This is a genomic window from Neobacillus vireti (assembly GCF_036962345.1).
GTDB lineage: Bacteria > Bacillota > Bacilli > Bacillales > Cytobacillaceae > Neobacillus > Neobacillus vireti_A.
Genome location: NZ_JBALNB010000007.1, coordinates 511,296 through 523,550, shown reverse-complemented (window position 1 = coordinate 523,550; position 12,255 = coordinate 511,296). Strand labels below are relative to the sequence as shown.

General features: G+C 36.4%; 11 protein-coding genes. All 11 read right to left on the bottom strand.

Translation table 11 applies throughout. The features are described 5' to 3' along the window. Positions 1-24: 24 nt before the first annotated feature. The 11 genes from V7108_RS10030 to V7108_RS09980 all read right to left on the bottom strand — a co-directional run bounded on the left by V7108_RS10030 (position 25) and on the right by V7108_RS09980 (position 12,246). Positions 25-447, bottom strand: a complete 423-nt coding sequence (locus V7108_RS10030; RefSeq protein WP_335568106.1) for a Zn-ribbon domain-containing OB-fold protein — start codon at positions 445-447, stop codon at positions 25-27. A gap of 67 nt (positions 448-514) precedes the next feature. After that, positions 515-1,684: a thiolase C-terminal domain-containing protein gene (locus V7108_RS10025; RefSeq protein WP_335568105.1), complete on the bottom strand. Its 1,170-nt coding sequence runs from the start codon at positions 1,682-1,684 to the stop codon at positions 515-517. 133 nt (positions 1,685-1,817) lie between these two features. Next, a complete protein-coding gene (locus tag V7108_RS10020) occupies positions 1,818-3,089 on the bottom strand; it encodes a TRAP transporter large permease (RefSeq protein ID WP_335568104.1) in 1,272 nt (423 codons plus the stop codon). 14 nt (positions 3,090-3,103) lie between these two features. Further along, positions 3,104-3,724 (bottom strand): TRAP transporter small permease, encoded by a 621-nt coding sequence (locus V7108_RS10015; RefSeq protein ID WP_335568103.1) that lies wholly within the window; start codon positions 3,722-3,724, stop codon positions 3,104-3,106. 168 nt (positions 3,725-3,892) lie between these two features. Next, complete coding sequence (locus V7108_RS10010; RefSeq protein ID WP_335568102.1) at positions 3,893-5,479, bottom strand: AMP-binding protein; 1,587 nt, start codon at positions 5,477-5,479, stop codon at positions 3,893-3,895. 218 nt (positions 5,480-5,697) lie between these two features. After that, the gene (locus tag V7108_RS10005; protein WP_335568101.1) at positions 5,698-6,831 is read right to left on the bottom strand and encodes an amidohydrolase family protein; all 1,134 of its coding nucleotides are present in this window, start codon (positions 6,829-6,831) and stop codon (positions 5,698-5,700) included. A 160-nt stretch (positions 6,832-6,991) separates the two neighbouring features. Continuing rightward, positions 6,992-7,345 (bottom strand): Rieske (2Fe-2S) protein, encoded by a 354-nt coding sequence (locus V7108_RS10000; RefSeq protein ID WP_335568100.1) that lies wholly within the window; start codon positions 7,343-7,345, stop codon positions 6,992-6,994. 84 nt (positions 7,346-7,429) lie between these two features. Further along, the gene (locus V7108_RS09995; protein ID WP_335568099.1) at positions 7,430-7,762 is read right to left on the bottom strand and encodes a hypothetical protein; all 333 of its coding nucleotides are present in this window, start codon (positions 7,760-7,762) and stop codon (positions 7,430-7,432) included. 455 nt (positions 7,763-8,217) lie between these two features. After that, a complete protein-coding gene (locus V7108_RS09990; protein ID WP_335568098.1) occupies positions 8,218-9,900 on the bottom strand; it encodes a sigma-54 interaction domain-containing protein in 1,683 nt (560 codons plus the stop codon). 1,064 nt (positions 9,901-10,964) lie between these two features. Next, positions 10,965-11,195 (bottom strand): DUF2187 family protein, encoded by a 231-nt coding sequence (locus V7108_RS09985; protein WP_335568097.1) that lies wholly within the window; start codon positions 11,193-11,195, stop codon positions 10,965-10,967. A gap of 643 nt (positions 11,196-11,838) precedes the next feature. Beyond that, positions 11,839-12,246 (bottom strand): hypothetical protein, encoded by a 408-nt coding sequence (locus V7108_RS09980; protein ID WP_335568096.1) that lies wholly within the window; start codon positions 12,244-12,246, stop codon positions 11,839-11,841. Positions 12,247-12,255 lie beyond the last annotated feature (9 nt).

Sequence of the window (12,255 nt, the reverse complement as noted above, 5' to 3'; positions counted from 1 at the left end):
TGGTTTTAAATTGAATTAAAAGATCTATATTATGTTAGTAGTTTTTCCAGGCATAAATTTAGCAATTGTTATTTCTTCAGACCAATCCTCAAAAAATACTTTTACTTCCATGCCAATTTTTACTTTCTTAGGTTCACAATGTACAATATTACTCATCATCGTTGGACCTTCATCAAGTTTTATTAATGCAATGACATAGGGCAAATCTGCCTCAAATGCTTTGTTAGGAGCTCTATATACAATTGTATAAGTAACAACCTTTCCTTTCCCGGAGGATTGTACCCATTCTACATTTTCGCTCATACAACTCGTACATATAGACCTGGGATAAAATTGAAATACTCCACAATTATTGCATTGCTGAATAAGCAGCTCATGATTATGACAACCCCTCCAATAAGGTTCTGACTCATGAGTTGGTTTTGGTAAAATTTTATTAATGCTCATTTTATCCACCCCAGTTTTTTATATTTTCATAATTATATGACTTTTTATTTTATTATTTTGCGAATCACTAAGCTCGATCTCTTCCAAGAATAAGCGTTGCATGGCTAGATGCAATACCACCCTGACCATGTACAAGCGCCACCTCTGCATTAGGCACTTGTCGTTGTCCAGCTTGGTGTCTTAATTGATTAACCGTTTCTGTAAGAGCAAATATGGAACCGGGATGCCCTGAATGGCAATGGGATAACAGCCCCCCATGTGTATTCACAGGCATTTTTCCTCCAAGATCGATTGCTCCACTTTCTACAAATGCTCCACCTTCTCCCTTTTCACAAAATCCCAGATCTTCTAGTTGTAATATGACCATTGAAGTAAAGGCATCGTATATTTGAGCAAAATCTATATCCTTAGGACTTAACCCTGCCATTTCATAAGCGCGCCTCCCGGAGTCTACTGCTGCCGAAGCAGTTAAATTATGTGACTGAGTGATATGTTCCTGGTGATGTCCTTCACCGACACCCAGCAGGTATACAGGATGATGAGGAAATTCTTTTGCTCTTTCAGCCGAAGTAAGAATAACAGCTGCCCCGCCATCAGATACTAACGAACAATCCAGTAAATGTAATGGGTCAGCAACCATCCGTGAATGAAGAACATCTTCTATCGTAATAATTTCACGCATTTGTGCAGCAGGATTCAGACTGGCATGTTTACGTGCGGATACTGCTACAGCGGCAAGCTGTTCTGTAGTTGTTCCATATTTCTCCATATGAGCCCTGGCAAGAAGTGCGTAATAGGCTGGAACTGTCGGGCCAAAAGGGATTTCAAATTCAGGATGACCCGTAGAAGCTTGAAGTGTCATTGCCTGATCACGAGTTAAGCCGCTCCTTAAGCTATCAGCCATCGTAATTAAAACCGTATCGCACATACCTGTTACAATCGCAGATGCTGCATGATGGAGCATGGTAAAAGTGGTTGCCCCTCCATTCGCTACACTTACACAATATTTAGGGAATATTTGCAAATATTCAGCGATCGTTTCAGCATGATATAAAATCGGTTCAGAAAAAGAATTACAAGTGATAAGACCATCAATCTGATCCTTAGAGATACCGGCATCTTTTAAAGCCCGAAGCGCTGCATCAATGCAAAGCTGGGTCGCACCTTTTTGTGGAACAACTCCTACTTCAGAGTCGGCTGCCCCAACAATTGCAACTTTTCCACGTAATGTTTCCATTCAAGTTCCTCTTTTCTCATAGAATATTAAGCTTTAATCTTTTTTAATTAATAGGTTTTCACCCGAAAATATAAAACAAAAGCGCAGAAATTAACAAATTAACTATATAAAATACACTTTTAAGTTATGGAGCCTATCTATTGATAAATAATGTACTCATCCAAGGAATGTATAATAGGACAAATGTTGCAATAATTAAAGCATACAAATAAGGTATCGATCCCCTTGATACAACAACTACGCTCTCCTTAAAATACCCACTCATTGCAAACAGGGTACCGCCTACAGGAGGGGTTATCTGAGAAATCATCATTAATGCACAAGTGACAATGCCAAAATGGATTGGATCGTATCCTAAATTAACCACAATAGGGTATAGGATTGGCATCGTGATAAAGAGAATTGGAAGTGGTTCTAAGAATGTACCGAGAACGAAGAAAAGAAACAAAATTAACAGCATAATAATCCATGGTGCAAAAGACAAACCTGCAATAAACTTTGTAAGAGTTTGCGGAAATTGAGTATACGTAAGTGCAGCGGCAAATAATTGTGCTCCACCTAAAATAATGTAAATCACAGCAGTTGTAATCATTGAATTGACAAGGCTTTTTCTCAGGTTTTCTTTCGTGAAATCTTTCCGATTAAAAAGATAACTGATAATTAGAACGTATAAAACGGCAATAGCCGCAGATTCAGTTGGAGTAACGATTCCAGAATAAATACCTCCCAATACAATAACCGGCATAAATAATGATGGGAGTGCTTGTAAGAACGAAACTTTTATTTCCTTAAAAGAACTTTTTTCCTTTTTAACTGTACTCTCACGGAAACTCACAATTACTGCCGTAACGACTAATACTAAAGCTATGAAAATACCAGGAACAATACCAGAAAGAAAAAGAAGTGATACATCTTCTTGAACGATCGAGGCATACAGAATAAAGATAAGGCTTGGTGGAATCATTGACCCTAATGTACCAGCAGATGCTACAATCCCTAAACTATTTTGTTTCGAATAACCTAATTGTGTCATTTGCGGAATGACCAAAGAGCCGACTGCAATGCAGGTAGCAATGGAGGATCCTGAAAGTGCACCAAATATTGCACACGATATAACAGCAGCTGCGGGTAAGCCTCCACGTAAATGACCAACTAAATCAGTTATTACCTTTAACATTTTGTGAGCAGAACCAAGATATGTCATTAAATTCCCTGCTAAGAGATAATAAGGAATCGCTAATAAAAGCCAGCTATCTGTGGAAGTAAAAAATTGCTGGGGAATACTTTCTATCGGCAGTTCCATACCTACCAAAGCCCAAAATGCACCACCCATACCTAGTGATAACCAAATGGGTACACCCATTACAAGTAAAACAGCAAATATGACCGCTCCGGCAATTAACATTCCGATCCCTCTTTCTAAGATTTTGATAATTGCGTCTTATATATTATTAAAATAATTTGGTGAAAAGCGTAAACGCATCCAAAAAACATACCTATCGGAACAGCTAATGTAGGAATGACCATCAGCATGGTACCTGAACTGGTCGTTAATTTCATCTGAAATAGTGAGGAAACCCATTGAAATCCTGTCCAGCAAAGGAATGCATATGAAAAAAACAGAATGAAACTAATCATTAAGTCATTCACAAGCCTTGCCTTACCTTTTAAAACATTGTCCATAAGATCCATTTTGATATGCTCATTCTTTTTAATAAGAGGACCAATATAAGCAAATACACCATAAATAATCGAATACCGGCAAATCTCCTCAATCATTCCATAAGAAACACCAAAAAAATACCTCATAAAAACACCAAATACTGCTAGTGATACACTAACGATTAAAGTAAGAAGTGCAACGAATTCCAGACCCTTGTCCAGTACTCGGGTTGAGGATTCCATTCTATGAATTTTTTCTGCCAGCGCATTAGTAGTTTTCATATTATGAATTTCTGCCATTGCCTCATTAGAAGAGGTCATATTCTTAATCTCCATCATTGATCCGTCAGAGGATTCAATACTCGTCACTTTTTCCATTTACTATCCTCCTCGTACTTCGGTTAATTTGATCCAAACTAATGCAGATTAAACTTTTTGTATTCGTTGGTCCTTAAAAAATAGCTTTATTCCAAAATCTGGTAAATCTTTTTCCATCCTTACAGTAATTTAAAAACTTTTCCATATATCAAAAAAGAGGCTTTATTTTTAACGACGAACTGTATAACCAACGAGTTCACGGTCCCACGTGTCAGAAGTAATCCCTTCTTCTCGAAGCTTATATTTTTCTATCCTTTGTGAATGAGTTCTAGGAAAAACTTTTACAAACCTTACATACCGGGGAATGGCAAAATGAGCCATTCTTGGCTGACAGAAGTCAAGAAGTTCCTCCGGACTAAGTTCTTCACCATCTTTTAAAATGACGACTGCTAGGACTTCTTCTTCTGAAAGTTCAGACGGAACACCAACCAAAGCACATTCCTGTACCTTCGGATGGGTATTAATGACCCGCTCAACTTCATACGAAGAAATATTCTCCCCTCTTCTACGGATAACATCTTTTTTTCGATCAACAAAATAGAAATAGCCGTCCTCATCCATTCGTCCACGGTCTCCTGTATGGAACCATAAATTATTCCACGTTTCAACCGTTGCTTCAGGCATTGCATAGTATCCTGAGAATAATACCCCAGGCTCCTTTTGTCGTACAACAATTTCACCAACTTCACCAATCGGGCAAGGTTGATCGTTCTCATCATGAATTTCTACTTTATAAATCGATACAGCTTTCCCGCATGAACCTTTTCTAAATGTTTCAGCACGGTTGACCATTGCTAAACCAACCTCTGTCGACCCGTAAGCCTCAGTAATTTTTATATTAAAACGCTTCTCGAATTCTTCATAAATTTCTAACGGTGCCGGTGCCCCTTGAATCATTCGAACCGGATTGTCCCCATCATTTGGCTGTTCCGGCTGCTTCATCAGCATGGTTAAGAGCGATCCCATATAAGTAAAGGTTGTAATATGTTCAGCACGGCAAATATCCCAAAATTTTGATGCAGAAAACCTTTCATGCATGACAACATCACTTCCGGCTATTAACGCAGGCAGGATAGTTGCATAACGGGCATTGACATGAAAAAGCGGGAATACTGTAAAAAAGCGATCATCCGGTCCATAATTCATCAAGTCACAACACGTCAGTGAAAGGGCAAAATTTGCACGATGACTAAGAATGGCACCTTTCGATGGCCCGGTAGTACCTGAAGTAAAAAGAATAAGAGACGGATCACTAGATTGGATATCAACTTCCACCGGATCATCACTTGCGTTAACCATTAAATTCTCATAACAGTGACACATATATGGGTATGGTAATGGCTCGTAATCATTTCCGACGACAATGACATGGCGTAAATGTGTCAACTCTTCCGAAATATCCTCTAACTTTTGAACCCAATCTGAGGAAATAATGATCGCACTACACTCGGCTTTATTAAGGATATAGGCCAAAAGATCACCACGATAAGACACATTAATAGGTACCTCAATAACACCAAGGCGTGCAAGGCCCAGCCAGGAGGCTAAAAATTCCGGACTATTAGGAAGCATCACTGCGCATGTTTGTCCTTTTGAAAGTCCTAATGTTTCTATTACATGAGCCATCCTGTTCCCGCTTTGGTGGAACTGACCAAATGTGAGGTCATTATTTTGAAAGCGGACAAATCGTGAGTTTGGCTTTTCCAATGCTCTATGTTCTACAATTTTTCCAAATGTCTGGATACCGTTGTACATCTTTTATCACTCCTCCGTGAGTTATCATCTATTGACCGCTAGTTATTTGTTTTGGATTTTCAGTGTAAAACATATTGATAAAATATATAAAGGTTTACTTCTATCAATTTACTATCAGTAATAGGGGGAGACCCTAAATTGATTAGTTGATATCATTGCTCTTGTCTCCCCTCTAAGGTAAGATAAAACTTTAGAAACCCTTCAACTTTGGAGAGCATTTATACATTGACTAAAGTTTTCGGGAATCCGAATAATTCTAATGCATTCTCGTATAGAATTTTATTTCTTATATGAGGAGGATATTTTGCTAGAGCTGCCTGAGGTGCGTCAAATGTGAAATGTGGATAGTCACTGGCAAAAACAATCTTATCCTCGCCAATCATTTCAATTAATTGAATCATATGTTTGAAATCTTCAGGCCGCTCCGGTTCAATTAATGGCTGTGTACCAAACCACAATTGTTCTCTAACTTGCTGACTCGGTGGACGTTTCACCCAAGGAACTTCACGTACCAACATACGCCAATGAGTATCCATGGTATACATTAAATTAGGAACCCAACCGAATCCTCCTTCAACAAAAACCATTTTTAAATCCTGATATTTCTCAAGGACACCTCCAAATACGATACTGGATATTGCGGCCTGGAATGTTAATCCATTATTCGTTTGCGATTCAGCGCCGTAATTTGCTTCGTAACCGTCTTTAAATAGTCCTCCTGGGCTTGAAACATGGAAATTAACGATAAGCCCATTTCTTACAGCAGCTTCCCATATTGGCTGATATCTCTTGCTTCCCCAGCCGCCATAAGGACACCGAATCGATAAGCCTACCTGTACTATTTGTGGATGGCTGCCGACCCGGTCAATCTCACGTGCAGCAGCAATAGGGTCTTGGGAGGCCACAACGACAGTACCGCGAAGACTAGGATCCTTCGATAACCATTTATCAATTTGCCAGTCATTATAAGCTGCTGCCAAATTCGTTGCCATTTCTGCCTGTGGAGACGCAGCCAGGTTAAATGTTGAGTCAGGATTTAGAATGCCAATGGCATAATTATATTTATCTGCCACTTGTTCTCTAAAAAAAGGTAGGGAAGAGCAGCTCATACCGCCTTCAGGAGGAATGGCGTCCGTCCGATGACCTGCATTCGTAACTAAAGTCAATGGTGGTACACCTGGAAAAATACCAACGAATTTACAATCAACCATGTAATCTCTCCAGTAATCATTCATGTATGGTAAAAGATCATTGTAGCTGCGAGGATTTGGATGGATATCACAATCGATTACAGGAGTAAGGGTTTTCTTTTTTAAAGTTAGTTCACCGCTATTTTTTAATTGAGTACTCATTTTTTAATCTCCCTTCAAAATAAAAGTAAATATTTTAATAATCTTAATCGTATGCGCTTTCATTTTCTGGTGGTCAGGTTAGTAAGTTTTTTTAAAACAATCAGCAGGTAGAATTTTTGCTTAAGATGAAACAATAACATGAATAACTAGTTAAGTATTTTTACGCGTAAACGACTACATCTTCCCCTTCAATTTTTACATCGAAAGTTTTAATTTTAGTATTAGCAGGGTCATGGGCAGAACAACCGTTTTCTACATCAAAACTCCAGTGATGCCATGGACAATATAAGAATCCTCCCGGTTTTTCATAACAAATTTCTCCTACTTCAGATGCCCGGGCAGCGCCTCTTAAAACACCTTTGTCAAATTCTGCCCCCTGGTGCGGACAGGCATTTCGCAATGCATAAAAATTATCTTCTTTTCGAACAACAATAATGGACATTTTTCTAACCTTAATCACTTTTCTGTCCCCAATTTTCATTTCGTCTTCTTTGCATACAACGTTTCTTTCCATTATCTAAACCTCCTTATAATTTTTATTCTTGAGCTCCTCGAGTTCTTTATAAAAATAATTACCAGCCATCACCTCCCAAAAGAATCAATATTGTTTCAAACATTTGAGGTGATCAAAGATATTAATCACTTCCCACTGGTCTCCAATAAAACTGACTTTTCCAGTGATTATTGCATGATACATACTCAATTCACCTGATATGATCCTCTTCCAGGTCAAATGATGAAGTTCTATTGACTGATTTACATTTTCTAGATAACAGTGAATTATTTTAACTGTACCTCCCTTAACTTCCAAACTAAAGCCCCCATTAAGGTCAGTAAGCCAAATCCCTATTAATTGATCCATAGACATTCTTTTTTTAAAATCAAAATCAATTACAAAGGACAAATTTTTTTGGATTTTATCAATACCCATAAAGACCACCCGAATAATTATTGTTACTACTGTTTTGCTATTTATAGTTGCAATTATCATGCCAAGTTATAAAACTAGAAATTACCAGCGCTTGTGATTGTTTGTATGCATATTCACAGCAAAAAAATGGTGCAAAAATACATATGATGTATTTTTGCACCACATCTTTATTTTCAATTGAAGCCGGATATGGACTAAAAAACCAATCCAAATTTTCAACAACTTTTCTTAAACCTTTTAACTAAAAATAGATGAATAGAAATTAAAAAAATAGGAAGGGAGCCGAAACTCAATTCCTATTTTGTGTTTGTCCTTTATGGAAAATAACTTGGAAGTTGAGCACGCCAAAAATTTGAGCACCCTTCAGCCTTCGGAGGAAAGGGAAGGGTAAACCGCAGTAAAGCGGTTACTTAAATCCTTGAACAAGGGGTCTGTTTTTTTATATCACTTAAAGTCTAAAGAAGATATTTCTGCTTTTTTCTAACTAAAGTCGATGAGTCGATACCTAACGCTTGAGCTGCTCTGCGAATACTTGGAAATTGCCTGAGTGTATAATGAATAATTTCTTTTTCACATTCTTCCATCTGTACTTTTAGGGGGGTAATTTCTTTGTTTTCAACTTTCTTTTCTTTTTTTGAAAAATTTTTGCTACCCTGTAATAGTCTATTTTCATATTCATGGTTTATATCTGTTATATCTATGATTGTTTTGTTTACCATTAAAGCAACACGCTCTACTAAATTTTGAAGTTCTCTTACATTGCCTGGCCAGGAATAGTTTTGAAGGGCTGCCAGTGCCTCCTGAGAAAACATTGTGTTAATTCCGTATTTTATTCTTATTTGATTTAAAAAATGGTAAACAAGCGGGATGACATCTTCTTTTCTTTCTCTAAGAGGGGGAACAGTTATTGGTATAATTTTAAGCCGGTAATATAAATCCTCCCTAAAATTGCCTTTAGCAACCATTTCTTCAAGATTCCGATGTGTTGCAGTAATAATTCGTACATCTACTTTAATAGGTTTTACCCCTCCTATTCTTGTTATTTCAAATTCTTGGAGTACGCGTAAGAGTTTAACTTGTAATTGTAGCGGCATTTCTCCAATTTCATCAAGAAAGATTGTGCCTTCTGATGCTATTTCAAAAAGTCCCGGTTTTCCTTTTTGGCTGGCACCGGAAAATGCCCCGGATTCATAACCAAATAACTCTGACTCCAGCAATTGATCCGGTATGGCCCCACAATTAATCTTCACCAGGGGATTATCTTTGCGATAACTTGATTGATGAATAAGATTTACAATTCCTTCCTTCCCAGAACCTGATTCACCCTGTATTAGCACAGTAGAATCAGTTTGAGCTACACGAAGTGCACGATCTATAACTTCCTTAATTTTTTTATCCTTTGCAACAAGTGATTTTCTTGCATTTTCTTTTAAAGTTAATTCTTCATTATATAATTTCATTCTTTGATTTTTCGATTTTAAATCTTGAATTTCTTTTTCTAAGTTATTTAATATCGTTAAATCTCTTGTATTAATGACAATTCTTTTAATTTGACCATTTTTATCTTTAATTGGCACCCCTGTAATTAATAATTTCTTTCCAGTATTTGGATAGTTTTGAATCATAGATACAGGTTTTTTTCCTTTTAAAATCTTTACAGTTATTGAATTATCAACTATTCCCTGTGCAATAATATCATGAACATTTTTTCCAATTATTTCCTTTACTCGTATACCAATAAACTGTTCTAATGCTTGATTCTCATACAATAAAACTCCATTGGCATCAGTAATGGCAATTCCATCAAATGAAGAATCCAAAATATGTTTTATATCATTATTATCTTGAAAAATTTTTTCTATCTTTTGGTACAAATTGAATATCTCTTTCTTTGATTGGAGTAGAAAAATATAGGAACTTCCTTGCTTAATTACCTCTATCTCACATTTAATTTTACAATTACAAAAGTTATTTGAACTATTTGGATACAAAAAAATTATTTCCTCTAACTGCTCTCGAGTATATAGCTTCATTGCTGTATCATTTATATTCTGTATGCAAAACTCCTCATCGGTAATTAAAACACCTATAGATTTAAATCTAGTTATAGATTCCATCATATCTTTAAATTGGGGCATTACATTCCTCCTCACATATTTGTTGTAAGAGTTTTCCCTAAGGGTTCTTTTTGAAATCGAGCCTTGGACTCTTACTAATTCTTGAGCCTTTTCCCAGTCTTTTCGAATAACTTCATCCGAAGGATGGATATACATCTGCATTGTTGTTTGGATATGAGAGTGGCAAGCGCCATTCATAAAATGTTCATCTCTCCAGCCAGCCTATCTAAACTCTTTTAACGATGTGTGACGCAACATATGTGGAGTGAAATAATTAAAAATTGATTGGCATATTTACACAGGCATTCATAATTAATGCAATTTGATCTTTTGAGAGTGTTTTTGGCTGCTGTTTAGGCACTTTTAATTTAAGAATATGTGAGGTAAAGATTTATTTTTGTTTATTTGGTGCAGAAAACTTTTAAACCCCTTCAGGGACTCAGATACTTGTTTCTTTAAACGTTCTGCAACTGAATACTATAGTCCTCATGTCTCATTAGGTAGTCATAAAATCCAAGAACAGTATTGATGATGATATTTACTGTCTTTGCTTTTCAAATTGGCTGTTTAGGAAAGATAGGGGTCACCTTTACATCCTGCTGCGGGTTTTGTAACCATCGCATAAAATCCTCTATTAATCTTTTCCAATATCACTATAATCCTTGTTTATTTATTCTAAGAATTCAAAGAAAAGCTTTAAATGATCTGAGAATTACCGTAAGGTATTACGTGATTAAGACCCTAAAAAATTTCATCCAGAAACTCCTTTTATCCCGATGAAAAAATACAATTGCGTTTTGTGTTAAATGTGACATTAATGAATCCTTGCCTAACAGAGGGTCGGAAACAACAGCATGGACCTTATAAACTATACATAAGAGTAAAGGATTAGTTATCGACAGGATAACCACTACTCTTTTACTTGGCATGTCACATTTTGACTGTTAAGTTTTCACTAATCGGGTATATATGACGTTTGCTTTCACCTTATGCACAACTCAAAACCTTGTAATTTTTATGTACTATAACGGTTCTATTTCCTTCAAGGCTCCCATTCCGTCTTATTTTCGATTATGGGGAGTCATTCATTTAAAACTGGTATATATGACGTTTTCTATCACATCATACACAATCAAAATCTTGTAATTTTTATGTGCCACAACGGTTCTATTTCCTTTAAACTCCAATTCCGTCTTATTTTCGGTTTTATTCACAATGACTGAATTTTCATTGACCTTCTCAACGATCCCTTTGAATCCATTCTTAAAAAGAATATTATCTCCCATTTCTACAATTTCTTTTGCCTTGAATATCATTTTTCCCCTCCAAAAAAGGTACAGTAAGCCTATTAATTTTCTTTCTTACATGATTTCCTTATGAATCTTTTCATTCTTCGTTTGATGTGTGTTGATTTGTAATTTTTTCTTAATTAAAGTTAAAAGTGTCAGCATTCTTTTCTTCCATTTTAGTTGCTTTTCTATATATAATAGACTGCCTCCTCAAGCACGATCGATAGGACGATAAACAGAACAAAAACAATTATCCAAATCCACACATAGAAATATGGTTTGATAGTCTTCAAGATTTTAACCAGTGGCAAGCTGGACATCTAAATGATGAAGCAGTCATTGCCGATGAGAAAAACTTAGTGGACAAGGTAGATACTTTCTTTACTTACGAGGTACGTAAACAGCTGTAGAATCCGTATAGAAAAATTCACTCTACTTATTATTCATTTACAGAAAAACAGCGGTGAATGGATTCCCCATTCTCCGCTATTTTATAGAATATTAGATAGCAAATATTCTAGCGTTAGCCTCAGAAAACACTTACTCGTTGCATTCTAAACCTTAAACACGTTCCCTGTTATAGGAACTTTCCCATCTAGTTTTTCTAATTAGAACTCTCCATGGTTACCTTTGAATTAGAGGTGATTGTTAACTTGTATGAATTCAATTCCTACATTCGCACAACAGCCAATCCAGGAGCTAAAATTTCATCCGCTTCATTTTTTATAAAGACCTCTATTTGAAATTCCCTCTCTTCTTCATTACAAGAGATAACTCTACCTCCAGAATAAAGCGTTTCGCCAACATATGCAGCCTTTCGATTAGAATAATCAATGGAAGCTAAATGTCCCTTTTTACCCAGCCACTCATTTACACATTGATTTAGCCAATCTCCCAATAAAGGACCAGGTACAACTAGATCCGGATATTTTTCCACTTCAGTCGTATAAGGATAGTCAAAATGGATCCGATGGGCATTAAATAACACCGCATTATAAAGAAATAATTGTACACTATCAGGCTTAAATTCGCGTTGAGGTAACGTATCGCCAACCTGAATCTGGATTACTTTCGTCATTACTATTTC